Source organism: Mucilaginibacter sp. (assembly GCF_965277465.1).
GTDB lineage: Bacteria > Bacteroidota > Bacteroidia > Sphingobacteriales > Sphingobacteriaceae > Mucilaginibacter.
This window is the reverse complement of record NZ_CBDICW010000002.1, coordinates 511,742-537,811: the sequence shown is the minus strand read 5'-3', so window position 1 is coordinate 537,811 and position 26,070 is coordinate 511,742. Positions and strand designations below refer to the sequence as shown.

Annotated in this window: 25 protein-coding genes; 7 read left to right on the top strand and 18 right to left on the bottom strand. The window is 39.8% G+C overall.

Features of this window, described 5'->3' with window-relative positions:
- Positions 1 to 25: 25 nt before the first annotated feature.
- The 3 genes from ACQY4U_RS14780 to ACQY4U_RS14770 all read right to left on the bottom strand — a co-directional run bounded on the left by ACQY4U_RS14780 (position 26) and on the right by ACQY4U_RS14770 (position 2,098).
- Positions 26 to 763: an outer membrane beta-barrel protein gene (locus tag ACQY4U_RS14780; RefSeq protein ID WP_428330212.1), complete on the bottom strand. Its 738-nt coding sequence runs from the start codon at positions 761 to 763 to the stop codon at positions 26 to 28.
- Positions 760 to 1,491, bottom strand: coding sequence for a bifunctional demethylmenaquinone methyltransferase/2-methoxy-6-polyprenyl-1,4-benzoquinol methylase UbiE (gene ubiE, locus ACQY4U_RS14775; protein WP_428330211.1), 732 nt, complete (start codon positions 1,489 to 1,491; stop codon positions 760 to 762). The genes ACQY4U_RS14780 and ubiE overlap by 4 nt, the downstream gene beginning before the upstream one ends.
- Positions 1,492 to 1,603: 112 nt before the next feature.
- Positions 1,604 to 2,098, bottom strand: coding sequence for a VOC family protein (locus tag ACQY4U_RS14770; RefSeq protein WP_428330210.1), 495 nt, complete (start codon positions 2,096 to 2,098; stop codon positions 1,604 to 1,606).
- 135 nt (positions 2,099 to 2,233) lie between these two features.
- On the opposite strand from ACQY4U_RS14770, the gene yihA reads away from it, so the two are divergent.
- Positions 2,234 to 2,851, top strand: a complete 618-nt coding sequence (gene yihA / locus ACQY4U_RS14765; protein WP_428330209.1) for a ribosome biogenesis GTP-binding protein YihA/YsxC — start codon at positions 2,234 to 2,236, stop codon at positions 2,849 to 2,851.
- 15 nt (positions 2,852 to 2,866) lie between these two features.
- Entirely contained in the window at positions 2,867 to 3,286 is a 420-nt protein-coding gene (locus ACQY4U_RS14760; RefSeq protein ID WP_428330208.1) for an OsmC family protein, read from the top strand.
- Between the two features lie 55 nt (positions 3,287 to 3,341).
- On the opposite strand, the gene ACQY4U_RS14755 is transcribed toward ACQY4U_RS14760, so the two are convergent.
- Both ACQY4U_RS14755 and rpsT read right to left on the bottom strand, forming a co-directional pair.
- On the bottom strand, positions 3,342 to 5,552 hold the full coding sequence (locus ACQY4U_RS14755) for a tetratricopeptide repeat protein (protein WP_428330207.1): 2,211 nt from the start codon (positions 5,550 to 5,552) through the stop codon (positions 3,342 to 3,344).
- 160 nt (positions 5,553 to 5,712) lie between these two features.
- Positions 5,713 to 5,967, bottom strand: a complete 255-nt coding sequence (gene rpsT, locus ACQY4U_RS14750; RefSeq protein ID WP_428330206.1) for a 30S ribosomal protein S20 — start codon at positions 5,965 to 5,967, stop codon at positions 5,713 to 5,715.
- Between the two features lie 199 nt (positions 5,968 to 6,166).
- On the opposite strand from rpsT, the gene ACQY4U_RS14745 reads away from it, so the two are divergent.
- On the top strand, positions 6,167 to 7,120 hold the full coding sequence (locus ACQY4U_RS14745) for a zinc dependent phospholipase C family protein (RefSeq protein ID WP_428330205.1): 954 nt from the start codon (positions 6,167 to 6,169) through the stop codon (positions 7,118 to 7,120).
- Positions 7,121 to 7,155: 35 nt separating this feature from the next.
- Here ACQY4U_RS14745 and ACQY4U_RS14740 read toward each other — a convergent pair whose 3' ends face one another.
- The 8 genes from ACQY4U_RS14740 to ACQY4U_RS14705 all read right to left on the bottom strand — a co-directional run bounded on the left by ACQY4U_RS14740 (position 7,156) and on the right by ACQY4U_RS14705 (position 15,190).
- Positions 7,156 to 7,812: a VTT domain-containing protein gene (locus ACQY4U_RS14740; protein ID WP_428330204.1), complete on the bottom strand. Its 657-nt coding sequence runs from the start codon at positions 7,810 to 7,812 to the stop codon at positions 7,156 to 7,158.
- 99 nt (positions 7,813 to 7,911) lie between these two features.
- Complete coding sequence (locus tag ACQY4U_RS14735) at positions 7,912 to 8,631, bottom strand: DUF4397 domain-containing protein (protein ID WP_428330203.1); 720 nt, start codon at positions 8,629 to 8,631, stop codon at positions 7,912 to 7,914.
- A 7-nt stretch (positions 8,632 to 8,638) separates the two neighbouring features.
- Positions 8,639 to 9,325 (bottom strand): DUF4397 domain-containing protein, encoded by a 687-nt coding sequence (locus tag ACQY4U_RS14730; RefSeq protein ID WP_428330202.1) that lies wholly within the window; start codon positions 9,323 to 9,325, stop codon positions 8,639 to 8,641.
- A gap of 149 nt (positions 9,326 to 9,474) precedes the next feature.
- Positions 9,475 to 10,599 (bottom strand): DNA polymerase III subunit beta, encoded by a 1,125-nt coding sequence (gene dnaN / locus ACQY4U_RS14725; RefSeq protein ID WP_428330201.1) that lies wholly within the window; start codon positions 10,597 to 10,599, stop codon positions 9,475 to 9,477.
- A gap of 33 nt (positions 10,600 to 10,632) precedes the next feature.
- Positions 10,633 to 13,038 (bottom strand): gliding motility-associated ABC transporter substrate-binding protein GldG, encoded by a 2,406-nt coding sequence (gene gldG, locus ACQY4U_RS14720; protein WP_428330200.1) that lies wholly within the window; start codon positions 13,036 to 13,038, stop codon positions 10,633 to 10,635.
- A gap of 150 nt (positions 13,039 to 13,188) precedes the next feature.
- The gene (locus ACQY4U_RS14715) at positions 13,189 to 13,719 is read right to left on the bottom strand and encodes a hypothetical protein (RefSeq protein ID WP_428330199.1); all 531 of its coding nucleotides are present in this window, start codon (positions 13,717 to 13,719) and stop codon (positions 13,189 to 13,191) included.
- Between the two features lie 138 nt (positions 13,720 to 13,857).
- Positions 13,858 to 14,364, bottom strand: coding sequence for an outer membrane beta-barrel protein (locus ACQY4U_RS14710; RefSeq protein ID WP_428330198.1), 507 nt, complete (start codon positions 14,362 to 14,364; stop codon positions 13,858 to 13,860).
- Between the two features lie 118 nt (positions 14,365 to 14,482).
- On the bottom strand, positions 14,483 to 15,190 hold the full coding sequence (locus tag ACQY4U_RS14705) for an ATP-binding cassette domain-containing protein (RefSeq protein WP_428330197.1): 708 nt from the start codon (positions 15,188 to 15,190) through the stop codon (positions 14,483 to 14,485).
- A 217-nt stretch (positions 15,191 to 15,407) separates the two neighbouring features.
- On the opposite strand from ACQY4U_RS14705, the gene trxA reads away from it, so the two are divergent.
- Both trxA and ACQY4U_RS14695 read left to right on the top strand, forming a co-directional pair.
- The gene (trxA, locus tag ACQY4U_RS14700) at positions 15,408 to 15,728 is read left to right on the top strand and encodes a thioredoxin (RefSeq protein WP_428330196.1); all 321 of its coding nucleotides are present in this window, start codon (positions 15,408 to 15,410) and stop codon (positions 15,726 to 15,728) included.
- 105 nt (positions 15,729 to 15,833) lie between these two features.
- A complete protein-coding gene (locus ACQY4U_RS14695) occupies positions 15,834 to 16,754 on the top strand; it encodes a DUF58 domain-containing protein (RefSeq protein WP_428330195.1) in 921 nt (306 codons plus the stop codon).
- An 86-nt stretch (positions 16,755 to 16,840) separates the two neighbouring features.
- Here ACQY4U_RS14695 and ACQY4U_RS14690 read toward each other — a convergent pair whose 3' ends face one another.
- Together ACQY4U_RS14690 and ACQY4U_RS14685 are read right to left on the bottom strand one after the other, a co-directional pair.
- A complete protein-coding gene (locus tag ACQY4U_RS14690; protein WP_428330194.1) occupies positions 16,841 to 18,184 on the bottom strand; it encodes a sensor histidine kinase in 1,344 nt (447 codons plus the stop codon).
- An 11-nt stretch (positions 18,185 to 18,195) separates the two neighbouring features.
- Positions 18,196 to 18,873 carry a response regulator transcription factor gene (locus tag ACQY4U_RS14685; protein WP_428330193.1) on the bottom strand — a complete coding sequence of 226 codons (678 nt, stop codon included), beginning with the start codon at positions 18,871 to 18,873 and terminating at the stop codon, positions 18,196 to 18,198.
- 236 nt (positions 18,874 to 19,109) lie between these two features.
- On the opposite strand from ACQY4U_RS14685, the gene ACQY4U_RS14680 reads away from it, so the two are divergent.
- Positions 19,110 to 20,600, top strand: coding sequence for a glycoside hydrolase family 130 protein (locus ACQY4U_RS14680; protein ID WP_428330192.1), 1,491 nt, complete (start codon positions 19,110 to 19,112; stop codon positions 20,598 to 20,600).
- Positions 20,601 to 20,752: 152 nt separating this feature from the next.
- Entirely contained in the window at positions 20,753 to 21,205 is a 453-nt protein-coding gene (locus tag ACQY4U_RS14675; protein ID WP_428330191.1) for a hypothetical protein, read from the top strand.
- A gap of 1 nt (position 21,206) precedes the next feature.
- Here the strand turns inward: ACQY4U_RS14675 and ACQY4U_RS14670 are convergent, their stop codons facing one another.
- The 3 genes from ACQY4U_RS14670 to ACQY4U_RS14660 all read right to left on the bottom strand — a co-directional run bounded on the left by ACQY4U_RS14670 (position 21,207) and on the right by ACQY4U_RS14660 (position 26,067).
- The gene (locus ACQY4U_RS14670) at positions 21,207 to 22,214 is read right to left on the bottom strand and encodes a glycosyltransferase family 4 protein (RefSeq protein WP_428330190.1); all 1,008 of its coding nucleotides are present in this window, start codon (positions 22,212 to 22,214) and stop codon (positions 21,207 to 21,209) included.
- Positions 22,215 to 24,491, bottom strand: coding sequence for a glycosyltransferase (locus tag ACQY4U_RS14665; protein WP_428330189.1), 2,277 nt, complete (start codon positions 24,489 to 24,491; stop codon positions 22,215 to 22,217).
- Positions 24,492 to 24,879: 388 nt separating this feature from the next.
- Entirely contained in the window at positions 24,880 to 26,067 is a 1,188-nt protein-coding gene (locus ACQY4U_RS14660) for an aspartate aminotransferase family protein (RefSeq protein ID WP_428330188.1), read from the bottom strand.
- Between the last annotated feature and the right edge of the window lie 3 nt (positions 26,068 to 26,070).

Genomic DNA, 26,070 nt, shown 5'->3' with positions numbered 1-26,070 from the left:
GCAATGAAAGCAAGCACAGCTAATATTATTCAAAATACAGGCTGAACATTATGGTATGTAATGATAATTTACTGATAGGGCTTGAGAAAGGCTGATTTTCTGGCACCAGCACATTGCCTAATGAATTTGATATTTTGATCTCGGGCGAGAGCTTAAAAAATTCAAAGTAAATATCGCATCCCAGGCCTGCCTCGTACGATGCAAAGCCGCTGGTGTTTCTCACAAGCCTGTCGAGCGGATCGGTATTGGCATCATTACTTTTTGAGCCGATGGCCATTGAATATTTAAGGCCGCCCAGCATATAGGCCCTGAAATCACCAATCCTGTCTGATTTTAGCTTTAAAAGCAATGGAAAATCAAGTGTTGTTGATTGCACCTGCTTAGTAACATCCTGCGATGAGTTTGGATAGGTATAATAAAGGGAACGGTCAGCAAATACCAGGGATGGTGTTGCCCGGGCCTCTAAATGATCGGTAATGCGGTAGCGGGTTATAAAACCAATGGCAAAGCCGGGTAACCTTTTTGAGCTGATACTGTTTAATGAATCTGTTATGTATTTATTGGTGCCCTGATCAAAAAACGGGCTGCGCCAGCCTGGTTTTTTAGTAATTTTAAAGTTGCTGTTAACATAGCCAAAGCTAAAACCGAAGCTAATGTCGTTTTCATCGGCCCCGCCGCCCCATGATGGTACCTTGCTTTGTGCCAGCAAAAAGTTACTGCATAAACACAATAAAATTACTACCAGGTACCTGTTTTTTATCATTTAACGCCCGTATAAATTGAACAAATACCAAACGCTAAAGGCCTGCTTTTGGTACTTTTAAAGCCCACTTTATCCATAAGCGCTGTAAATGTTTTTCCATCAGGAAACGCAGCTACAGACTCAGGCAAATAAGTATAGGCCCTTGCATCTTTTGAAAATAATTTACCAATTCCGGGGGTAATATAGTTAAAATAGAAGTTATACAGTTGTTTTATTGGGAATGCCTTAGGTTTTGAAAACTCCAGCACTACGGTTTTGCCACCCGGTTTAAGTACCCGGTAAATATCGGCAAGGCCCTTTTCAAGGTTTTCAAAGTTACGTACGCCATACGCAACGGTTACGGCATCAAACTCATCGGCCTCAAAAGGCAATTTTTCCGAATCGCCCAATTTAACGGCAAACTTATCGCCTAAACCACGTTTCAAAATTTTCTGATCGGCAATGTCAAGCATCCCTCTCGAAATATCAACACCGATAATTTTTTCGGGCTTTAAAATGGTTAGCGCTTCAAAAGCAAAATCGCCGGTTCCGGTAGCTACGTCCAAAATTAATTTAGGCTGATCCTTTTTTAATTCGTTAATAGCCTTTTTACGCCAGATGATGTCAATCCCTAATGACATAAAATGGTTCAGAAAGTCGTAGGTTTTTGATATATTATTAAACATATCGGCAACCTGCTCTTTCTTGGTGCCTTGCTGGTCGTGGTACGGAGTTATGATTTTGCTCATCGGGGGCAAAGATAATTTATTTTTATGCTGATGCTGATGATTTTAAAATCCGGATGGCAGATTTCAGTAATCCGGATTAAATATAAATTGCACAGTTCAATACATACGCAATTTATTGGCCATTCAGTTCTGCCAGTAAACCTTCAATATCCAGCCTTTGGGTATACATGGTTAATTCGCCATTGCTATCCAATGGCCAAAGCTCACGGGGCCTGTCCCAGTAAAGCTCAACACCATTGCCGTCAGGGTCATCTAAATAAATAGCCTCTGATACGCCATGATCTGATGCACCGGTAATAGGATATTTAGCATCAATTAACCGCTGCAATATAGCGGCAAGGTCTTTACGTTCAGGATATAAAATTACGGTATGAAACAAGCCGGGAGCATACTCAGGTGCCGGTGGCGCACCTTTACTTTGCCATGTGTTTAAACCAATATGATGATGGTATCCGCCAGCCGATATAAATGCCGCCTGCCCGCCATACATCATCATTTTTTCGAAACCCAATAAACCGCTATAAAAATCAAGCGACTTTTGCAGATCGCTTACCTTTAAATGCACATGGCCTATGCGCGTTTGCGCGGGAATTTTATAGTCGCCCATTTAATTATATGTTTAAACATCAAATTTAAGAACAATTTAACTTTTGCACTGTTTAACGATTGTAAAATAAGCAATTAAAAATAAGCCATAAATTGGTTAACTAAAATTTAACTTGTAAAACCCTACCTTTACGGCATGATCATTAAAACTGCTGAATTTATTTGCAGCAATACTCAAATTTCAAAGTTACCCCCACCAGTAAAGGCCGAATATGCTTTTATTGGCCGCTCAAACGTGGGTAAATCATCGCTGATAAACATGCTTACCGCAAAAAAAGGGTTGGCCAAAACTTCGCAAACACCGGGCAAAACACAGTTGATAAATCATTTTTTGATAAATGACCACTGGTACATTGTTGATTTACCCGGCTATGGATATGCCCGTGCATCAAAAAGCAAAAAAGCTGACTGGGATAAATTTATACATACTTATTTAGATAAACGCGAAAGCCTGCAATGCGTTTTGGTATTGATTGACAGCCGCCTTGAGCCGCAAAAAATTGATGTGGAGTTTTGCAATTGGCTTGGCGAAAAAGGCCTGTCGTTTGTGTTGGTATTTACTAAGGCCGATAAACAATCAAGCATAAAAACAGATCAGAATATAGCCAGGTTCCGCAAAGCACTATTAGAAACTTTTGAGGAGGTTCCTAAACATTTCATTACCTCGGCCGAAACGCATGCAGGGCACGATGAAATTTTGGGCTTTATTGATGAAATAAACAAACAATTTACTATACCAGAATTAGATTACTAAACAAAAAACAAAACCATGAAACGTACAGCACATGCCCATTGGAATGGCACACTAACCGAGGGAAAAGGAGAAATTACTACCCAAAGTACCACACTAAACAACACCCAGTACTCTTTCAAAACCCGTTTTCAGGAAGGTGTTGGCACCAACCCTGAAGAACTGATTGCTGCTGCACATGCAGGCTGTTTTACAATGGCTGTTGGCGCTGCGCTGACACAAGCAGGCTTTACGCCCGGCGATTTAACAACTGATGCTATTTTAGACCTTGACATGCAGGCCCTTAGCATTACAGGCATTCATCTTGAATTAAAAGGAACTGTTATTGACGGCGTAAGTGAAGATAAGTTTAAAGAGATTGCCGAAGGCGCAAAAGCTAATTGTATTATATCAAAAGCTTTAAGCGTACCTATCACTTTAAATATTCAATACGCATAATTAGTTTATTGAACTAATTATTTATAAAAAAGGCCCGGCAAAACCGGGCCTCTTTTTATGCTATTGCAAGGCTTGTTTCGTTTAAAACACCGGCCGGAACAGTGAAGGAAAAATTAGTACCCTGCCCCTGTTTACTGGTAACCCATATTTTACCGCTGCATTTTTCAACCAGGTCTTTACAAAACAACATCCCCATCCCCGTACCCGATTCATTGTTAGTACCTGTTTTACTGTTTACTTTACTTTTAAAAAGTTTATTAAGCTGATCGTCGGTCATACCGGTACCGGTATCTTTAACCGAGATAATATAGTTTTTATCATCCTGCATGCTGGCCGTAATCTCAATAGTATCATTCTCTTTCGAAAACTTTATAGCATTTGTGATCAGGTTACGGATAACTATCCGGATTGAATTAGGATCGGCAGAAGCTACGATGTTACCCGGAACACTGTCAATCAGGTTAATTCCTTTTAAGGATGCCTGCTCATTGTAGTTTTCTGTTTCGTAAGCTACAATATCCTTCACATAAAAGCTTTTGGTTGAGTTTTCAAAATTCTCCATCTGGCTGTTGATCCAGAATAGTAGCGTATCTAAAAAGTCAGATGTATATTCTAACTTCTTTAGCACATTAGGTATCATATCAAGCAATTGCTGGTGCGAAATAGTTTCGTCCTGTAATAGGCTGAACAAACCACGCAAGGTACTAAGCGGCGCTCGCAGATCATGTGCAAGTACCGAGATCAGCCTATCCTTTAAAACATTCAGATCATTCAGTTTTTTAGCCTGATCATCAATATTTGTTTTTTGCTGCAATACCTCGTAATTCTTCTCCTCAAGCATTGCATTTATTTTTTGCTGCTTGCGCTTTTGCCTGTAGTAAACTATCAAAATGCCTAACATCCCTAAAATAATGACACCAAATATGGCGTTGATTAAACGCTGCTGCTTAATTTTTTGCTGGTACAGCAAATCCTTTTCTTTTTGCTGTTCGGCAAGCTGATGCTGCTTGGTACCAAAATCAAGTGCAAGATTGTTGGAGGTTAATTTTTCTATGCTTTCGTTATTATTAAGGCTATCCTGCAAAGCAATGTATTGATTAAGCATTGCATAAGCCTCGTTATATTTACCTAAACCTGCCAGGGTAATATTTAGCTGCAATGCCGCGGTTGACCGTACAGACAAGTTACCTAATTTTACAGCCAGCTGTTGCCCCTCAATGGCATATTTATACGCTCTTTTATAATTTTTTTGCTGATTATAAACCGTTGCAAAACCAATTAATGTATAAGCTTTATTGTAAACGTTTTTATATTTATCGGCTATGCCCAGCGCGGTATCCAGGTATTTTACTGCTGGGCCAAATTGATTTTTATTGGCATAGCAAAGCCCCAGATCGGTATAAACAGACATCATACCATCCTTATCATCCTGCCTTTTAGCAATTTTTATAGCTTTTGTTAAGTAAACAATGGCGCGATCGTAATTTTTTTGTGCCAAAAGTATTTCACCAATGTTTTCATTTACTGTACCAACTGCCTGCATATCCTTATTGGCCTGGAATATTTTAAGCGCTATTTTAAAATACTCAAGCGCCTTTGGGTAAACATGCATGTTTTGCAAAACAACGCCTATATCATTATAATTGGCAGCAATTTCATGCTTATTACTAAGCTTAATATCCAGGTAAAGTGCTTTATAATAATAATCAAGCGCTTTTGATAATTGACCCTCGCTAAAATATACAATACCTATATTTTTGTACGAATCAGCCAGATCATACTCATTGTCCAGTTTTTTATTATACACAACGGCTAAATTCAGGTAATTTAAAGCCAGCTTGTAGTTAGCCAGCAAATTGTACATTTTACCATAATGCATGTAGCAATAGCCAAGCCCTTTTATATTGTTTACGCTTTTGTAATTTAAAATTGCTTCGTCAAAATTTTGCTTTGCAAGTGCAAACCTGCCTTTAAAATAATTGGCATGGCCAGCCTGTACCAAACCATCGCCAATGCCGGCCTTGTAATTTATTTTACGGGCAAGCTCGGCACTTTTATTACCATAGTAAAGGGTGCTATCAGGATTTGATTCGAAATAATTAGCGGCGAGCTTGTTTAACCTGTTTATGTATAAGGTATCCGGAACGGTTTGGCTCTTTAAGGAAGATGCCATTAATGTTTTTAAACTATCAACCCGCCCTTTGTTTATGGAGGCAAAACCAATACTTGAAACAAATAAAAAAGATATGGTTACTAAGATCCTCATCAATACTTTTTAAAATACCATAGTGTTTTGATAACACGCCCTGTGCTACAACCACTTGTACGAAAAAAGTATAGTGTTTTGTTTTAGTATTTTTAAATAAAAAAACAAGCCCATCTCCTTAGCAGGAAACGGGCCTATTAAATACGTTATATAATATACCTTATTTAAGGTTATTTACAAATTTTGTAAGCTTTGATTTATTGTTCGAAGCTTTGTTTTTATGAATAACATTCTTTTTGGCTAAACGATCAAGCATTGAAACTACTTTTGTTAAAAGAGCAGCTGCATCAGCTTTTGTAGTTGTGCCTCTTAATTTTTTGATGGCGTTCCTGGTGGTTTTTGCCTGATACCTGTTACGTAAGCGCTTCGCAGCGTTTGAACGGATCCTTTTTAATGATGATTTATGATTTGCCATTGTATAGCTTTGTTATTCTTTTTCTTTTATTTTAAGGACTGCAAATATAGGATGATTATTTATAATATCAAATACCTTTTTTCATTTTGTTTTTTACAATTATGCCAGACAAAATTTTAAACCAACTTATACAACATAGATATTGCATAAACAGCTTAGAATTGTAATTTTATCGGGTATTAAAACCTTAACTACCCGCATGAAAAAAATTCTGAGGCTTGCATGCGCACTGGTGCTGGTATTAGGTTGCTGCTCCTGGGGATTTTTTGCACACTACCGCATTAACAGGCTTGCCGTTTTTACGCTACCTAAGCCAATGGCCAATTTTTACAGGTGTAATATTGATTTTATTACAGAACACGCCGTGAGCGCCGATAAACGCCGTTACGTGGATAGCACAGAGGCGCGCAGGCATTATTTAAACGCCGATCATTACGGCAAAAACCCTTTTGGTAAAATTCCGCAGAACTGGTATGATGCCGCTGCTAAATTTTCGGCCGATACGCTTGACAAATATGGCACCGTACCGTGGACCATCCAATACAATTATTACAAGCTGGTAAAAGCGTTTAAGGCACATGATACTACGGCCATATTAAATACATCGGCCAACTTAGGCCATTACATTGCCGATGCCCATGTGCCGCTGCACCTAACCCAAAACTATAACGGGCAACTTAGCGGACAAACCGGCATCCATGCCCTTTGGGAGAGCCGACTGCCGGAGTTATTTGGCAATCAATATAATTATTACGTGGGCAAGGCCCGGTATATTGATAACCCGCTTGCCGAAGCATTTAAAATATGCCACTCATCGTTTAAAAGTGTGGATACCGTTTTACGTTACGAGCGTATACTTAACCGCACCTTTGATCCCGGCAAAAAATATGAGCTTATACAACATGGCAAAAAGCAGGTAAAAGATTATTCGGTTCAATATGCCGCTGCTTATCACCAAATGCTTAAAGGAATGGTTCAACGAAGAATGCGGTCGGCCATTTTATCCGTTGGCAGTTTCTGGTATTCGGCATGGGTTGATGCCGGGCAGCCTGATCTGAATAAACTGATTGATAAACCGCTTAACAGCGATCAAAAAAACAAACTACAAAAAGAAGAAAGTTTTTACAAAGCCGGGAAAGTGTTAACTGATTAAAAGATAACACACAGACATATTAAAATCCCTTCAGCTTAGCGCCCAGCCTGTTTTTTAGCCGAACTGCTTTTTATAGCCGCATAAATTGGCGGAACTATGGAGATCAGGATAATGGCCACCCCAATCAGTGTAAAGTGCGCCTTAAAGAACGGAACAGTGCCTAACTCGTATCCTGCAAAAAGGAAAAGGATGATCCATGCCGAGCCTCCTATTATGTTGTAAAGGCTATATCTTAAAAAAGGCATACGGCCCACACCTGCTACAAAGGGTGCAATGGTGCGTATAATGGGCATAAAACGACTAAATATTACAGCCTTGCCACCATGCTTATCAAAAAACGCCTTGGTTTGCAGGTAGTAATCAAGCTTTAGGATCTTGTTATCATTCTTAAATACTTTAGGACCCAAATAACTGCCCAACAAATAGTTAACCGTATTGCCAGTAAATGCCGCTGCTATTAATATAATACCTAAAATAAAAATATTTAAGCCGGTTGCGCCGCCTGCAATTAATGCGCCGGCTGCAAACAACAGCGAGTCGCCGGGTAAAAATGGCGTAACTACAAACCCGGTTTCGGCAAAAATTATAGCGAACAGGATAAGGTAAGTTAAAGCATGGTACTGGCTTATTATATCGGCCAGGTGCTTATCAATATGTAAAATAAAATCTATCAGGCCTTTAACTACTTCCAATGCTTTAAATTTTGGGCAAAAATATTAAATAATTTGATTGTTGGCCTATTAAATTAAACGCGGGTGCTTTATTAAGCATCCGCTGTAGCCAAGCCTGTATTATTTATTGGTGATAACAGCAGCGTTAAACGAAGCCGAATCGGCGCGGCTGGTATAACCATAGGCATAAAGGGTATATAAACGGCCATCCTGTATAATAACATTGGTAAGCGTTTTTAATATACCGGAAGCGCCTGTAGTATTTAATTGAAAGTTATAGTTTCCGTTTGGCAGCTCAATATAGCTGCTTACTTTGGGGTAAACTACGTTACTGAATGCAAGTGTACCGTTGGCATAAACATCAAGCCCGGTGGTGCCTGTTGGCGATGCATTAACAAATCTTATTTTACCCCTGCCAATAGCAGGAGAGCTGGCAGTATCGGCCGTAAAAATGGAGGTTACTGATGAGTTACTTACATTGCCGGTTATCATCAGGGTATAATTAACTCCTGAGCGTAAAATATCATGCCTGGCTAATATGGTGGTACCTGTTACCAGGTGCGACCTGATCTGGTAAGGGGTATCAAGCGATGTAACGTAAAAGTACCCGTGGCTAACACTGTAGATAAATGGATTAGTGCTTGGATTTTGGCGGTTAAAATCAATATAAAGATCAATGGGGTTAAGATCAGGGCTTAGGTTGATGATCTGATATTTTACGTTTAATCCACTGGAGCTTGCTGCTGTTTTGCCGCACGATGAGATAAACGACATTACCCAGACACCTGTTATAAACAGGCCAATGAATAATGCTATATTTTTTTTATTAGTGGAGGTCATGCTGGTACTAATTTAAATTAATCACTACACCCAAATTCATTGCCTTTGAGCCTGTACCCTTTACAAGCCCCCTTGAAAACACGGTATAAATATATCCCGGTAAAAAGGTAAGTGTATCAGTTACCGCAGGGCTTGTAGCACCAGATGGGTAAACTTTAACAATTTTTTTTCCGTTGGTTATTTTCAAAAAACCGGATGTTGCCTTAAAGGGGATGCTGGTATAACGCAGCGTATCGTTAAAGGTAACATTAACGTCAGTGGCATCAGGCGAAGCATTTACAAACCTAATTTGCGCCCTTGAAGTACTTGTAGCAGCGGTAGTATCCGGGTAAAGCAGATCGATGGTATTGAAGGTACTGCTTGCCGATTCTCCATAAACGTAAAGGGAGTAATTGGTACTATCCTTTAAGTTAAGCGGCAGGCTAAATAAAGGTACCGGGTTAAGATTTTTTTTAAACTGGTAGTTCTGCGTACCAGAGGGAACATTAAGATAAAACGATTGGCCGCCCGGGTTTAAGCTTGATGTATTATTTTGACGGGTACCATTCACAAAAATATTGAGTGTATCGGTAGTTGCATTTACAACATTTAAGTAGGATGGAATAACCGGCTTAAAAACGTTATCATTGTTTTTACAGGCTGCAAACCCAATTACAACGGTAACCAATAGTATAACTGAAAGCCTTAGATTCATAAAGTAAATGCTATTATAACTGCTTATAATAAATTTTGTTATCGTACTGAATAAAAAAGTCCGGTTTTTAACACCGGACCCTCAATTTGGATTTATAATTTAAAATATTCACGAATAAGATAAATTCAATTTAAAAATGCCTTACAGCATTATGCATAGCTGTTAAGCATTACCGGCATTACCAGCATCAGTACATCCTCGTTTTCATCACCGCCTTGTGGCAGTAATAAGCCGGCACGGTTAGGTGTCGACATTTCAAGCGATACTTCTTCACAGCTCAGGTTTTTAAGCATCTCGATCAGGAAGCGGGCATTAAAACCTATTTCCATATCCTCGCCTTCGTACTGGCAGCTTAAACGCTCATGGGCCTCGTTAGCAAAGTCAATATCCTCTGATGAGATATTCAGCTCGCTGCCGTTGATCTTTAACCTTACTTGGTGCGTGGTTTTATTAGCGTAAATAGCAACACGGCTCAATGAACCTAAAAACGACTGACGGTCGATACTTAGTTTATTAGGATTATTTAACGGAATAACCGCTTCATAATCAGGGTAGCGCTCATCAATCAAACGGCAAACAAGGTTGATGTTACCAAATTTAAAAAATGCGCTGGTGTTATTATATTCAACCGATACATTCACATCATCAGATGGTAATGACGATTTTAAAAGCGTTAAAGCCTTTTTAGGCAATATAAATGATGTTGTGCTGGCAGCTTTAGCATCCTTGCGGCGGTAACGTACTAATTTATGTGCATCAGTAGCTACAAAGGTTAAATGCTGTGATGATAGCTGGCAGTAAACCCCTGTCATGGCGGGGCGCAGTTCGTCATTACTTACTGCAAATATGGTTTTGTTAATCGCCTCGGCTAAAACAGAAGCCGGCAGGTTTACTGATGATGCATTTTCAACAACCGGGATCTTCGGGAAGTCTTCTCCATTTTCGCCGTTCAGCTTATATTTACCGTCGCCGGCATTAATTTCAATGGCAAAGGTTTTATCATCAACCGAAAAACTTACCGGTTGCTCCGGCAGTGATTTTAGGGTTTCCAGTAAAATACGCGATGGTATGGCAATACGGCCGTTTTCTTTAGCTTCAACAGTTAAAGAGGTGGTCATACTGGTTTGCAGGTCAGTAGCCGAAATGGTTAAGTTCCCTTCTTTTATCTCGAACAAAAAGTTTTCCAGTATGGGCAATACAGTGCTATTGCTCAAAGCGCCGCTTACAGCCTGTAGTTGCTTGAGTAATGTTGAAGTAGAAACAATAAATCTCATGTGGTTAGAATTAATCTATCAAAAGTAAAAAATTTACCGGGCATACTTCCGCCTGCGGATATAATGTTGAAAAATAGCAAATGTTAACAACAACCCCAAAGGAACCACCGTATTTAATAACTGCCAGTACATTTTTTCGCTGCGGATGCGGGCGCGGTTAAGCAGCCTGATCTGTATCTCTTTTGTACGCAGGGCAATAAGACCGCTATCGTCGGTCAAATAATCGGCAATGTTTAGCAGCAGGTTTTTATTACCAAAAGTTTGCTGGGTGTAATGATCATACCCCAACGGATATGGCGATCCATCACTGCCTACCTGGTTTTTAAACACATCGCCATCACTTATCACTATCATTTTGGTTGGCTTGCTTTGCGGCAATATGGCCACCTGCTCGTTTAAGCCCTGGGGCAATGGCCTGTTCATAAAATCAGAGGTAAACTTACCCTCCAGTAAAACAGCCACCGTTTTTGGTGTGCTCTGAAAATCCTTGGTATCGGGCTCCTGCTCCAATGCCTGTAACGACAGTATATGCGGCGCCGTTAATTTTTTATTATAGATGGATGAGGTTAGCAGGATAGTTTTCTTAACGTTCTTGATGACCAGTGTATCCATAGTGCTCGCAAATTCACTGCGGATACCATCCAGGTTTTTTACTACCGGATTTTTTGAGACCGGAATAAAAACCGGGTAATATAACCAGGGAAGCATTTGTATTTGTGCCTGCCCGCCCAAACTACCTGTACTAACCGGGATTTGTGAACAGCTCATATCAGCAATCAGATCATAATTAATACGGACGCCATAAGTAAAAAGCTGATCGTCCAGATCCAGTTGTTTAGGGAACGACATTTGCTCGCCGCCATGCCCGCGCAAGCTATCCAGCTCGGCATTTACCTGGTCAATGGCCCATAAAACCCTGCCGCCGCGCATAATAAATTGGTCTGCCTTAAACTTTTCAACCTCGGTAAATTTGGTATCGGGCTTGTCAATTATAAGCAGCCTTACTTTCATCAAAATATTAAACGGAATAGTGTTCAGATCAATACGGCCAACATTATACCCATCTGATAATGATTTCATGGCATCATTAAGCTGTACGTCGCTTAGCTCGTGGTTACCTTCGGTAAAGGCAACAATGGGTTTACCCCCGCTTGTTATTTTTTTTATGGCCGATGAAAAAGCATACTCAAGGTTTTGCACTGAATTGTTTGCCACCTCATCATCAGATAAGCCTATGCGCGATTGTAATATATTAACTGCAATTTCTTTCCCCCGGTAGGTTACCAATGCAGCAGGAAATATCAGCATTTGCGATACTCCGTTATCTGTTTTTATAGTATGGTTTTCGCCCACTATCCCTTTAGCTTCCAGGGAGTCGTAAGCCTTTTTCTGCTCCTCGTCTGATAATCCTTTTATATCAGCCATAGGGTCAACAAAATCAAATTGCAGGTGGCCATGGCTATAGGCTTGCAGATCGATAAGCTTATCGCGGGTTGCCCTTTGCAGCTTTTTCATCCAGCCCGGAAAATTATCGCCCTTTAAATAAACCGTAACCTTAACGGTAGATTTAAGGGTATCCATTATTTTTGTACTGATGGGTGATAGGGTGAAGCGTTTCTCTTTGGTAAAATCAAACCGGGTAAACAGCAGGTTTGATAAAAAGCTTAAAACCATTAATACAATTAAGGAGGTGATAAGCACCCTTACCTTAATTGATTTTTGCCTTTGCCTGGTTAATACAAATAAGGTAAGGCAAATAAACAGGCAGATGAGGATGATAAAATAAACCAGGTCGCGCGTGTCCAAAACACCGCGGCTAACTGATTGGTAATGTTCGGTAATACCTAAATCCTGCAACCCAAGCCCCTGTAATGATAATAGCTGGCCCAATGAGTCAAAACCACTATAAAAAAAGAAGCATAAAAATACCGCAATGGTAAAGGCTATGATTTGGTTTTTACTGATAGATGATGCAAATAAGCCTATAGCCGCAAAGCCCGATCCTAATAAAAACAAACCTATGTACGAGCCTATGACCCCGCCTGTATCAATATTGCCCCGCGGCGTACCTAAAGTATATACCGAGTAATAGTAAACCACGGTTGGCAGCAAAGCAAAGAATACGAGGACAATGCTGGCCAGGTATTTACCTAAAACAATTTGCAAATCGGTTAAGGGGCGGGTTAACAGCAGCTCAAAAGTACCTTCTTTACGTTCCTCGGCCAGTGAGCGCATGGTGATGGCAGGTATCAGGAACATGAACAGGTAAGGCGCTGTGCTAAAAAGGCTATCTAAACCGGCGTAGCCATAATCTAATATGCTCGACTCGGGGAATACCCATAAAAACAGCCCTAATACTAATAAAAAAACGCCAATGGTAACATACGCTACCAGCGAACTGAGGTAAGAAATTATTTCCTTTTTGAGAATACTAAGCACGATGGATGTTCAGTCTTAAGCGTCGAAATTACAACAATAATATATAAAGCAAAACGCTTATGTGCACATTTATTGTTACCCAAAGCAAATTACGCAGAAACAAAAAGAGCCTGCAAAAATTGCAGGCCCCATTAATGCTGTTTAAATAGTTTATATGCCAAACCTGTAAGCTATACGTAAGGCTATCTGGCTAACGGTACCGCCGGTTTCAACACGGCCTTCGTACCTGATATTTAAATCGACCGATGCCTTGTGGTTTTTTGTTGGGGCCACTACACCAACTGACGGTGCATAAATAAATGCAGTTGATGTACCTGTATAGTTACCGTTTACATTTATTGAGGTACCTGCATCGCCTTCAACATAACCTATCTTACTAAAAAAATATTTACCTCCTAATTCAATTGGCACATAGTTTCCGTTTGTGATATAGCCGCTGTATATGGTTTTAACTAAAAAACTGCTGTAACCGGCAGTAGCGGTTATGCTAAACTGCGATGTTTTAACAGGGAACTCTGCTTTTACCGAACCACCAAAAATGGCATTATAAACACTACTGGCCTGCCCTGTTGGTAAACCAGCCTCAAAGGCAAAACTTAACTGAGGGGTAACTTTAGATTGCGCAGCGGCATAAAAAACAGTAGCGGCAGTGATAAACAGGGCAAGTAATATTTTCTTCATGTTGTGATCTGATTTAGATATAACCCAAAGGTAAAAAACTTTAATAATTTGTTTGAATATATTGATGGTTTAAAACCAGGCTAACCAAAAAGGGGCCGGAATATAATCCCGGCCCCTTTCCTTTTTATTACTGTAAAGTTAAAATCTGTAGGCTAAGCGTAAAGCTACCTGGTCAAATGTTCCATCTTTTGACCAACCTTCGTAACGTACACCGGCTTCAAAACCGCTGGTGAAGGTATAACCTATACCAGGCGAATAGGCAAACGCAGTTCCGCCGCCACTTTCGGTAGAAAATGCTGCGCCTAACTGTGCTTCACCAAAAAAGCCCTGGTTAAAGTAATATTTAAGCCCTGCCTTGATAGGCACAAAGCCATAAGATGATTTAGTACCAAACGCATTTTTTACATCGCTTTTTACTATAAAGGCCTCATAACCGCCAGAGAAGGTTACATCAGTGTTGATGGCTATCGGAACTTCGTATTTAAGCGAAATACCGAAACCTGAACTGTAAACATCGCTCGCTGTACCAAGCGGAAGCGCGGCATCAACGCCAATGCTAAATTTTCCAGTACCTGATGTTGTTTGTGCGAAACTGCTGATAGCAGTGGCCCCTAACACTGCTAATGCTAATAGAAATTTTTTCATGTTGGATAAAGTTTTAGTTATTAATTATGCCAAAAATATAAATATTTCAATAAGTCTGACAATATTTAATACCTCAGTAACCAACAAACATGAATAATGAACGCTAATGAATTGAATGTTAATTATTAGTGAGATTAATAAAAATATGCTCCAGCGTTTTGCCTTTGTTATTGCTCCTTAAGCCTTCAAGGCTGTTATCGGCAACAATTATACCTTTGTTAATAATAATTACGTGGTTGCAAACGGCCTCAACCTCCTGCATAATATGGGTTGATAGCACAACCGTTTTTGTTTTACCCAAATCAAGTATCAGCTGACGGATCCCGATCAGCTGGTTTGGGTCGAGCCCTGATGTAGGCTCATCCAGTATCAGCACTTTAGGATCATGCAGAATAGCCTGCGCCAGGCCAACACGCTGGCGATAACCCTTTGATAGCTGCCCAATTTTTTTCTGCTGCTCGGGGCCCAGGCCGGTTAGTTCTATCACTTCGGCAATGCGTTTTAGGGGTGATGCTATTTGATGGATACCTGCAATAAATGCCAGCGATTCTTTTACATACATATCCAGGTAAAGCGGGTTACTCTCGGGCAGGTAGCCAATATTGCGTTTTACCTCAATAGGATTTTGCTCAACATCAAAACCGCATACGGATGCCTTACCTGCCGTTTGCGGAATAAAGCCGGTAAGTATTTTCATTGTGGTTGATTTGCCAGCCCCATTGGGCCCTAAAAAGCCCAATACACCCGGCTTTGCACTAAAACTAATGCCATTAACTGCCTTTTGCGTTCCGTAAACCTTTGTTAATGCTTCAACAACAATGCTCATGCTTCAAATGTAGGTTTTAGATACCATATGTAATAAATGAGCGTGCATAAATTTTGAATTTTGATAATGCAACTATTCCTTTTTTGTCATGCAAAATTCAAACAATCCAATAACTCCGCTTAGGGATAACTTAATTGTCATATTGGCAGGCCGGCAATTGCGGCAAGCTATTTGAATAGTATATATTTGTAATAGAAAAATTTAAAAAATAGAAATCATGGCTTTAGAAATAACTGATGCAAACTTTGACGAACTTGTCCTAAAATCAGACAAACCAGTATTAATTGACTTTTGGGCTGAGTGGTGCGGACCATGTAGAATGGTTGGACCAGTAGTTGAAGAAATTGCAAAAGAGTATGAAGGCAAAGCGGTTGTAGGAAAAGTTAACGTTGACAACAACCCGGGTATATCGGTAAAATTCGGTATCCGTAACATACCTGCTTTATTATTCTTCAAAAACGGCGAGATCGTTGACAAACAGATTGGCGCAGTTCCAAAATCTGTTTTAACAGAAAAATTAATGAAGCAATTAGCTTAATTAGTTATATAAAGAAACTATAAGTACACCGGTATCGCAAATAAATAACTAATTTGTGGTATCGGTGTACTTGTTTTATACCACCCGGTTAATGCAAAAAATTGTATGCCACAGTTAAACGATGATCAGCATATAAGACAATTGGCCAACCTTGAGCTGCTGGCACGCCAGGTTGTTGAAGGTTTTATTACGGGCCTGCACCAAAGCCCCTTTCATGGCTTTTCGGTGGAGTTTGCGGAGCATCGCTTATATAACAATGGCGAATCTGTAAAAAATATTGACTGGAAACTGCTGGCCCGTACCGACAAGCTGTTTGTTAAACAATTTGAGGAAGAAACCAATCTGCGCTGTTACCTGCTGCTGGATACTTCATCGTCCATGAACTTTCCGGATAAAGGGTTAAATAAACTACAATTTTCAATTTATGCCATAGCATCGCTCATGTACCTGTTTAAAAAACAGCGTGATGCTTTCGGGCTTTGTCTTTTTTCGGATAAGGTTGACCAGATGACACAGGTAAAATCAACCACATCGCACTTATTTTACCTGTATGCCGAACTTGAAAAAGCCTATAATCAGCCTAAAATAAACACCAATACCAATATTACACAGGTATTGCACCAGGTTGCCGGGCAAATACACCAGCGCTCAATGATCATTATTTTTAGTGATATGTTAGAGAACAGTATGAACCCTGAAAAACTGCAATCATTATTTGCAGCCATACAGCATTTAAAATACAATAAGCACGAGGTTGTTATATTTAATGTAAGCGATAAACAAAAAGAGCTTGATTTTAACTACGATAACCGCCCGCATCATTTTATTGATATTGAAAGCGGCGAACAGTTAAGGGTGCATCCCAACAAAATAAGAGAAGCCTATCAATCAGCTCTGCAAAATTATCGCCACGAGCTGGAACTGAAATGCGCCCAGTACCATATAGACTTGGTTGATGCTTATATTGAAGACGGCTATAACCAGGTATTAAAAAGCTACCTGATTAAACGTAACAGAATGGTATAAAATGAAAAAGCTGTTTTCTTTTACAAAAACAGCTTTAAAAGGGGTAAAAAGGAACTAAAACTTTACACTTCAAATTAATACAACCATTATGAAGTTTTAGTGAAGTTTTTATTCATTTTATTAAATATCAGCTTTATGGTGGTGCCTTTATCGCGGGCTGATAGTATTTGAATTTTAATATCATGAAAGGCCGTAATGCTTTTCACTATGGCAAGCCCCAAACCATAACTTTCCTTTTCGTCGTTATCCAGCTTTTCAAAACGGTTAAAAGCCAGTTCAACCTGTTGTTCGTCCATCCCTATGCCGGTATCGGTAATTTCAAGTAAATACATTTCGGGCGTTAACTCATCATTAATTATAATACGGCCATCGGCAACGTTGTATTTTATGGCATTGTTTATAAGGTTAAATAAAAGCGTATGTATAAGGCTCTGATTGGCTTGTGCTACATAAGCATGGTGTATTAAGTTGCTAAAAGCAATTCCTTTATCCTCCAGCCTGTCTTCTAATTCTTTATAAACTTCGGTTACAGTATCGCCAATATTTACCTCATCACTTTTATTAAACTGCAGGTTTTCAACCCGCGAGATGAGTAATAAACTGTTGATGATGGATTTTAAACGGTTTAATGTTTTAAGCGATGCAAATATTTTGTTCTCGCTGTCTTCCTTTAATTCCTCATTCAACAGTATATTTTCCAACCGTGAGCTGATGATAGATATAGGTGTCAGTAACTCGTGCGATACATTGGCGATAAACTGTTTTTCGAGTATAAAAAGATCGGTGATCTTTTTCATCAGGGTGCTTATGCTATCATCAAGCAGTTCAAAATCCTGTGTGCTGGTTTTAACCTTTTCATAATCAAAATTCATGGGGTCGTTCACCTTTATCAGTTTACGGTCAATGATCTTGTAAAACGGGGCCAGCAAATATTTGGTAAAAATAAGGTCGATGATCAGGGTAAGCAGCAGGGCCACAACCAGCATGAGCAAGGTAAATTTTTTAATGGTTTGCTTAAGCTGGATAACGGTATCCATGGTATCCCCTATTTCCAGCAGGTAACTATGTCCGTCAAAATTAAATTTATAGGTAAGCACCAGGTAAGTATCTGTACTTTTTTCGATGGTGCGGCGTGCGGTACCAAAAGTTTCAGCCTCCTGCATACCTGCTTGGTAGGGTATAGTTTTTAAAAAAATATACTCATCCTTTAAAATATCATAGCTGATAAACTTTTGCTGCTGGCTAAATACACTGCCTATCTCTTTTGCCGAAAGGTTGCGGATAAATTCGTTCTTTTTGCTTTTTAGCCGCAGGGCTATGTGGTTGTAAGTGATATTCTCTAAAGAAAACAAAATCAACAAACCTGTAAATACAATAATAGCCAGCTTGGTTAAGGTATTGTATAAAGCCAGCTTAAATTGCAGTTTCATTATTTCAGTTTTTAAATATTCACCCTGTAGCCTATGCTCCTAACGGTTTCAAACCAATCTATAGGTTCAAAGTACGATAACTTTTTACGCAGATTTTTAACGTGCACATCCACAAAGTTTGAGTCTGAATTTATTTCCAGTACATCTCCCCAAACATGTTCGGTTAAATTAGTGCGCGATATTACCCGGTTTTTGTTCAGCACTAAATAGTTAAATATCTCAAACTCCTTTTTGGTAAGGTTAACCCTATCCACTTTATAATGCACCGTACGGTTCTGTATATTGATACGAAACTCCTTAATGGCAATATCGTTGCTCTCTAACTTATGCTTACGCCTGGTTATAGCATGGATACGTGCCAGCAGTTCGTTTAATGAGAATGGCTTTGCCAGGTAATCATCAGCGCCCTGCTCAAGGCCGTGAACCCTGTCATCAACAGCACCGCGGGCGGTAAGTATAATTACGGCGTCATCACGGTCCTTAATACCTTTAAGCATTTTGAGCAGGTCGAAACCATCGCCATCGGGCAGGCTTAGGTCAAGCAATATAAAATCGTAATTATTTACAAAGATCTTTTCCTCTGCCGATTTTTTGGTGCGTGCATGTTCAATAGTAAAACCTTCATGACTTAAAAACTCATCAATTTCAAGGGCAAGTCCTTTCTCGTCTTCTACTATAAGTGCGTTCATACGCTGGCAAGTTACAAATTTGGATGATTGGTTGGCTATTTGTATAAGTTGATAAGCCTGGAATTTATTGATGCCCGGTTAATCACTCAAATGTTAAATTATGGCACAATCAATAATTTTAATCTATCAGCTAAAACAAATAACTTTTAACTTACTTCAATTAAATAAAAGGTTTGTAAAATTGCAGCAATCAATTTAACGTTATAGCTGTTAGTGAATAAAATTCAATTTTTTATATGAGACTTTCCATTGAGCGTAAACCAATAAGAATTAACCCCGACCCGAAGCGTGTAATTGCAAGATTCTTTTTTAATGGGAACGACAGAGCTAAAGAAGTAATTGAGCGTGTAATGAGTATCAGCGAAGAAGTTGCCTTCGGCATAGTTTCGCCATTATTACAGGAGTACTCCAAACGCCACCGTAATATTACCCGCGCCCTAAACCGCCATTGCAGTAAACTAAAACCACTTTTTGCCGAACTTGAAATTGATTACGATACGCTTACCGTATACCGTAAACTCCTTATAGGTTCGTATTTTACGCATGAATATTCAATTGAATCGGCAGCATTTTTTAATCCGTCGATAATTGAGGATCCGGATCAAACCGAGTTGCAGGAGGGTAATAAAAGGGTGATCATCAGTTTCAGGGCTGTTGGCGAAGGCCATATCTCATCCATCACGTTCAGGCGTGCTTTGATAGATCAAAACAATAACATCACCGTTTTACCAGCCGGCGGTTATATTGACGAAGCCGAAATTGTGAGAAATGCGGTTTACAATAAAAAACTCTTTTTTGAAAAAGCAGCTATCACCCAAATAAACATCGACGTGCTGAATGAGCTTGAAGACAAGCTCGACCATCATTTTGAATATGCCAACCTGCGCCGCATCATCATTGATTCGCAAAAATTGCAGGAAAGCGATATGAAAAAATTGGAGTACGATAAGATCTTATGGCTGGCCGACTCGTACTATGAGATAGTTTTCTCATTGGATACCGATATATCAGATCGGGTAATATTCCCAATTTCTGAATACGAACGCAAGGGGATTGAAGACGCCCGCTTTGTTGAATTTAAGGATGAAGATGGATCGTCAATTTATTATGCAACCTACACGGCTTATGATGGCTCATTAATAATGCCCAAACTGTTGCAAACCAATGATTTTATCAACTTTAAAATAATGCCTTTATACGGCGCAGGCGCGCAGAATAAAAACCTGGCGCTGTTTCCGCGTAAGGTTAATGGCAAGTTTGTAATGATCTCGCGTATTGATGGCTGCAATAATTATATCATGTATTCGGATAAGATCAATATCTGGGAAAAACCGATATTGTTTCAAAAACCAAAATTCAGCTGGGAATTTATACAGATAGGTAATTGCGGTTCGCCCATTGAAACGGAACATGGCTGGATAGTGATAACCCACGGTGTAGGCCCTATGCGCCGCTATGTTTTGGGTGCCAGCTTATTGAAGCTGGATGATCCGGGGGTTGAAATTGGCCGCTTAAAAGAGCCTTTATTGATACCTAACAGTGATGAACGCGAAGGTTATGTACCTAACGTATTATACTCCTGCGGTGCTATTGTACACAATGGTAAGCTTATTATCCCTTACGGCGTATCAGACTCATCAACCGCCTTTGCCGAAGTTGGTTTGGATGATTTGATCGCCAAGCTAAAGGAAGATGCAATTGAATCAGCGAAGGCTGAAGAAAAATAAATTCTATTGATAGCGGTTGCCTGACTTAGTTGGGCAAATGCTATTAATACTACAATTTGAAGAATCGGCCAGAGATAATAGTCGCCTCTCGCTGGTGTCCAGCGACTACGCGGGTATAATTTAATTGATCTAAAAACAGTAACTTAGATTAAATGTTTAATGGCATCACTAAAAAAGCTCCTACCGCGATATTTAATATTTCAGGTATTGGGGAATTTAGCCTTTTGACTCAGCCTAACTCGAAATTTTGGTTTTGCAATTTTAAATGTTACTCTTCAAGCTATTCTATTGAGCTAAGCATTGAAACTATAGACAGTTGTGAACCCAGTGAACAACAGATCAACGCTATAAAAGCGATTCCTGAAAAGCACGATGCTATTGTACTTTTTCTATTGAACCATTTAAAAGAGGAATACAAAAAAGAAGAATTAACAATTGAAAAACTAAGCGAGATGTATTATTTAATGGCTATAACATTAAAGCCGGATGGAAAAGAATGGTGGTACGTACTTGAACCAGATACCAATACACCATCAAAATTAAACCACATGATCAGATTTACTGTTATTGAGGATCAAATCACCTGGTGTAACATAAATGCTTAAATCACTTTCCTAATATCTGCTGATATAGATTTAAATAATCCTCCACCATTTTCTCGCAGGAGAATTGAGAAGTGGACCATTCAAAACAATCACGCCTATTAATACTTTTAAGCTGATCTACGGCTTCAACAGCTTCATCAATAGTATTTACCAAAAAACCTGTTTGGCCGTGCTTAATAAGCTCAGGCATTGATCCTTTGTTAAAAGCAATTACTGGCGTGCCGCAAAGCATGGCTTCAGCAACACTCATACCAAAAGGTTCGGCAAAGTTTATGGGGTGCAGCAAGGCAGCTGCATTACCTAAAAGCTTATTACGTTTGGCTGGCTCGGCATTACCTATGTATTGAATTTGTTCGTTTAGCTGGGGCTCTATCTTCTCCTTAAAATAGTTGGCATCCTGCACAAGCCCGGCTATTAATAATTTTCGGTTGCTTCTTTTTGCTATCTCAATAGCTTCGGCTGTACCTTTATCATGGTGGATACGGCCAAAGTAAAGCAGGTAATCTTCCGGCTCATCATTAAAATCAAATTGCTTGGTGTTTAAGCCATTATAAACTGTTGCCAGGTAATCTAATTCAGAGCTCCGGTCGGCATTACTTATCGAAACATAATAACCCCTTGAATTATACTTTTTATAAACCGGCACAATTTTAGGCGACGAAAACCCGTGTATAGTAGTAATAACAGGTGTATCTATTAGGCCCGAATAGGTGAGCGGCAAAAAATCGAAGTTATTATGGATAATATCAAACTCTCCGGCTTTTTCCATCAGGTTACTGATGTGTAAACATTCCAGCACTTTGGCATCCTGGCTCCGATCTTCCTCGTACCCTGCATCACATACAGAATATAATCTACCAGCGGTTGTAGAATCGCCTGTAGCAAAAAGGGATACATCAATACCAAGTTTTATCAGTCCTTCGGCAATGTTTGAGGCTATTTGTTCCCAAGGCCCGTAATGCCTGGGCGGTGTGCGCCAGGCAACGGGTGCTAATATGGCTACCTTCATTTAAACCGAAACTGCATACTGGCTGATCTTATTATATTCGTACTCTAGCTCAAATGCTTTTAACACGGTTAAGTGCGCTATAAGGTAGGCCAGCGTACTTTCAGCTCCCTGGTTACGGTTTATACCGGTTGGCAGCAAGCCATCACAGCAACCCTTAGTTTCGTGATCATATAATGGTGCCCGTAAAGTATTTTCGCCAAGGAACCACTTGTAGCTTAAAAACATTTTTTCGATATACTGCGGTTTGCGGAAAATGGTATAAGCCTGAAAATGCATCAGCACCATGGCCATTGTTTCAATAGCCTGCTGATCAAATGTTGGGAAGGTACCACCTTTATAATACCAGCCATCGTTACCAACAGGGCTCAAATATCCGTTTGATAGGGTAAGCTTATCTAAAAACGCCATGGTTTTTAATGCAACTTGCTTAACCTCTTCGTTCCCGGTAATTTCGCAGGAGTGTAACAGTGCGAGCGGTAATATGGCATTATCATAGGTCATTTTTTCTTCAAACCATTGCCAGTCTTCCGATTGATTACGCTCATAAGCATCAACCAATGGTTGTGTAAGTGCAATCATCTGGTTGATCATTCCATCATCACCCGGGAAAACTTTCAGGTAAAGGCTTATACCAATAATAGTATTGGCCATACCCCTTAAATGGGTTAATGATTTAAAGTGCGGGAATGATTTATGGAAGATCTCTGTAGCAAACTCGCGGTATGAATTACTTGCAGAGCAGCCTATCAAATACCCTAACGACCAGATAGTACGGCCGAATGAATCTTCTGACCCTACCTCGTCCAGGTATTGGCGGTTAAAGCTTAAAAAGTTACGGAAATTACCATCTTCCGTTTGCATGTAGTGAATATAGCTCAGGTATATAGGCAAAAGCTCAAAGGCTTCTTTGCTTTTACTGCGCTGATAAGCCATAAGTGCCATAATCAACGCACGGGCATTATCATCCAAACAATAACCCTCTTTTAAATTAGGGATACCATATTTGGCATGCTGAACAATCCCGGTATCATCAGTTAGACGCAAAACATGCGTAAGGCTGAATTTTGGCATTATCTCCGGATCAACAATGCTATTCTTTAATATTTTATCGCTAAAATCATGGTTGGCACTGGCTTCCTGGGCTACCTTAATAAATTCGGCACCGGTTACCGGCCAGCGTAAATGCAGGCCATATTCGTAAGCGTTCTCTTTTAATTCTTTTAATACACGATCCTGATCTAACAGTTCAATAACAATATCGGCTAATGCATCAGCATTTTTAAAATCGAATAAACGACCGCGGTTATTGGCCAATAGTTCGGTAGCGTGCCAGTATGGTGTTGATACCACGGCAGCGCCTGCACCTACTGCGTAAGATAGTGTACCGCTGGTAATCTGTGCTTCGTTTAAATAAGGGGTTACATAAACTTCGGCAGCTGTAAGGTAATTAACCAGCTCTTCTTCTGATACAAACTTATTGATGAACGTGAGATTTTTTGAAACACCTAACTGTGCAGCCAGGGTTTTTAAATGATCCCTGTACTCCTCGCCCGAGTTTTTGATTACGCCCGGGTGGGTGTTGCCTAATATAACGTACATCACATCCGGATGATCCTTTACTATTTTTGGCAGGGCTTTTACCACTGTTTCCAAACCTTTGTTACGGCTTATCAACCCAAAGGTTAATAATGCACGGTGGTTTTTAAACGGTGTTAAACTTTTTACGGGGTTAACTTCTGGTGCCTCAACATCTGGTACGCCATGCTCAATGATCTGGATCTTCTCAGCCGGAATATCATATATATTGATCAAAAACTCAACAGCCCTTTTGCTCATCACAATTATTTTTGATGATTGCTCAGCAATCTCGCGGATAATTATGCGCTGTACATAGCTTGGGTCTTTAAGTATGGTATGTAGTATTGATATTAAGGGTTTTTCTAAACGGTTAAGCAAGGGCAATATATAAATACCGCTTTCGCCGCCATATATGCCAAACTCATGTTCCATAATGCAAACATCCGCAATACTGGTATTGATGTAATTTGCCGCACGTATATAATCCTTTTGGTGATTTTGCCTGATGACATATTTCACTTCTTCGGGATACTCATACTCCTGCAAGCTCTCTGAATCATTTAGGGCCACAACATAACCGCCATCCAATAAACTCTTCCTTTCAGGGAAGTTTGCGTTTATTGCGCGCATTAAATTCTGGTTAAATGTTGCTATTCCACATTCACGGGGAGGATAGGTTGATATATATGCTATTTTCATAAGTTTATAGAAGATGTTTATTATTAACGCCCTTTTTAATTAATTGTTTAATACCATGACCCAAAAAGGATGCAGTATTGACCAGTTAAACCATCTTTGTGACCATTAGATGGCTATTTTAATGGCACAACTGATAGTAGGCATAAACTATACCATTTTAACTCAAACTATAATTGGAGGATTGTAATAATGATGGGACATTATTACTTTGTTCTACGCGGATCAAATGATGATAGATTTGATTTGCTTGAAAATCAGCTATCAGTGACAATGAATTGAAGAAGATAACCCATCTTTTAAATGGATCAATTGCAAGATACGCTATTAAAACGGGTTTTAGTGCAGATGCACCTATTGAGGCTAATGTTCTAAATTCAAAACACCTTAATTAACAGTAGTGTGCAATAGCTTCTAAAATAACACTACAGGCTTTTTCAATTTCGGCAGGGGTAATAATTAAAGGCGGGGCTATCCGCATAGAATTGCTGCAATGTAAAAACCAGTCGGTAATTACACCATTTTCAATACAGCGGTCAATTATTTTTTTGTTAAGATCAAAGCTTTCAAGCTCCATAGCCAGCATTAGTCCTTTGCCGCGCACCTGCTTTATAGCCGGGTGCACCAGCAGTTTTTTAAACAAGGCTTCCTTTTCAGCAACCTGGTTTATCAGGTTTTCATTCAGCAAAAACTCCAGGGCGGCTAAACCTGCTGCACAACATACCGGGTGGCCACCAAAGGTAGTGATGTGCCCAAGTATAGGATTTTCTTTTAATGCCGACATAATTTGGTTTGATGCGATAAAGGCACCAACGGGCATACCGCCACCCAATGCTTTTGCCAGCAGCAAAATATCAGGCTCTATGCCAAAATGCTCAAAAGCAAACAGCTTGCCTGTACGGCCAAATGCAGCCTGGATCTCATCTAATATCAGCAACGTACCGGTTTCAATACATCGTGCACGCAAAGCCTGCATGTAAGCACTATCCGGCACCCTTATCCCTGCTTCGCCCTGCAGGGTTTCAACAATAACACAGGCTGTTTGGTTGGTTATATAGCTAAGATCTGCTGTTTTATTAAAACTGATAAAACTTACACCCGGTAACAGGGGGCGGTAAGCTTGTTTAAACTCCTCGTTCCCCATTACGCTTAATGCGCCATGCGTACTGCCATGGTAAGAGTTATGAAACGCAATAACCTGTTGCCTGCCCGTAAAACGTTTAGCAAGTTTTAACGCGCCCTCAACAGCCTCTGAACCCGAATTTGTAAAATAAACTGATTGTAAGCCTGAAGGTAATATGGATGTTAATTTTTCGGCGAAGCGAACCTGTGGGGTTTGCACATATTCACCGTAAACCATCAGGTGCATATATTTATCCACCTGCTGTTTAATGGCATTAATTACATAAGGATTGCTATGCCCAAGATTACTAACGCCAATGCCCGATATAAGATCAATAAAAGGCTTTCCCTCTTTATCGTACATGTAAACACCTTCGGCTCTCTCAAATTCAAGCAACAGCGGGAAATCGGTAGTTTGGGCATTGTTAGCCAAAAAAAGTTGACGCAGGGTGGGCATACT

What these genes read in the sequence shown, in the direction of transcription:
- ACQY4U_RS14780 (WP_428330212.1), bottom strand. Translation starts at nt 763, where the DNA reads ATGATAAAAAACAGGTACCTGGTAGTAATTTTATTGTGTTTATGCAGT.
- ubiE (WP_428330211.1), bottom strand. Translation starts at nt 1,491, where the DNA reads ATGAGCAAAATCATAACTCCGTACCACGACCAGCAAGGCACCAAGAAA.
- ACQY4U_RS14770 (WP_428330210.1), bottom strand. Translation starts at nt 2,098, where the DNA reads ATGGGCGACTATAAAATTCCCGCGCAAACGCGCATAGGCCATGTGCAT.
- yihA (WP_428330209.1), top strand. Translation starts at nt 2,234, where the DNA reads ATGATCATTAAAACTGCTGAATTTATTTGCAGCAATACTCAAATTTCA.
- ACQY4U_RS14760 (WP_428330208.1), top strand. Translation starts at nt 2,867, where the DNA reads ATGAAACGTACAGCACATGCCCATTGGAATGGCACACTAACCGAGGGA.
- ACQY4U_RS14755 (WP_428330207.1), bottom strand. Translation starts at nt 5,552, where the DNA reads ATGAGGATCTTAGTAACCATATCTTTTTTATTTGTTTCAAGTATTGGT.
- rpsT (WP_428330206.1), bottom strand. Translation starts at nt 5,967, where the DNA reads ATGGCAAATCATAAATCATCATTAAAAAGGATCCGTTCAAACGCTGCG.
- ACQY4U_RS14745 (WP_428330205.1), top strand. Translation starts at nt 6,167, where the DNA reads ATGAAAAAAATTCTGAGGCTTGCATGCGCACTGGTGCTGGTATTAGGT.
- ACQY4U_RS14735 (WP_428330203.1), bottom strand. Translation starts at nt 8,631, where the DNA reads ATGACCTCCACTAATAAAAAAAATATAGCATTATTCATTGGCCTGTTT.
- ACQY4U_RS14730 (WP_428330202.1), bottom strand. Translation starts at nt 9,325, where the DNA reads ATGAATCTAAGGCTTTCAGTTATACTATTGGTTACCGTTGTAATTGGG.
- dnaN (WP_428330201.1), bottom strand. Translation starts at nt 10,599, where the DNA reads ATGAGATTTATTGTTTCTACTTCAACATTACTCAAGCAACTACAGGCT.
- ACQY4U_RS14715 (WP_428330199.1), bottom strand. Translation starts at nt 13,719, where the DNA reads ATGAAGAAAATATTACTTGCCCTGTTTATCACTGCCGCTACTGTTTTT.
- ACQY4U_RS14710 (WP_428330198.1), bottom strand. Translation starts at nt 14,364, where the DNA reads ATGAAAAAATTTCTATTAGCATTAGCAGTGTTAGGGGCCACTGCTATC.
- ACQY4U_RS14705 (WP_428330197.1), bottom strand. Translation starts at nt 15,190, where the DNA reads ATGAGCATTGTTGTTGAAGCATTAACAAAGGTTTACGGAACGCAAAAG.
- trxA (WP_428330196.1), top strand. Translation starts at nt 15,408, where the DNA reads ATGGCTTTAGAAATAACTGATGCAAACTTTGACGAACTTGTCCTAAAA.
- ACQY4U_RS14695 (WP_428330195.1), top strand. Translation starts at nt 15,834, where the DNA reads ATGCCACAGTTAAACGATGATCAGCATATAAGACAATTGGCCAACCTT.
- ACQY4U_RS14690 (WP_428330194.1), bottom strand. Translation starts at nt 18,184, where the DNA reads ATGAAACTGCAATTTAAGCTGGCTTTATACAATACCTTAACCAAGCTG.
- ACQY4U_RS14685 (WP_428330193.1), bottom strand. Translation starts at nt 18,873, where the DNA reads ATGAACGCACTTATAGTAGAAGACGAGAAAGGACTTGCCCTTGAAATT.
- ACQY4U_RS14680 (WP_428330192.1), top strand. Translation starts at nt 19,110, where the DNA reads ATGAGACTTTCCATTGAGCGTAAACCAATAAGAATTAACCCCGACCCG.
- ACQY4U_RS14675 (WP_428330191.1), top strand. Translation starts at nt 20,753, where the DNA reads ATGTTTAATGGCATCACTAAAAAAGCTCCTACCGCGATATTTAATATT.
- ACQY4U_RS14670 (WP_428330190.1), bottom strand. Translation starts at nt 22,214, where the DNA reads ATGAAGGTAGCCATATTAGCACCCGTTGCCTGGCGCACACCGCCCAGG.
- ACQY4U_RS14665 (WP_428330189.1), bottom strand. Translation starts at nt 24,491, where the DNA reads ATGAAAATAGCATATATATCAACCTATCCTCCCCGTGAATGTGGAATA.
- ACQY4U_RS14660 (WP_428330188.1), bottom strand. Translation starts at nt 26,067, where the DNA reads ATGCCCACCCTGCGTCAACTTTTTTTGGCTAACAATGCCCAAACTACC.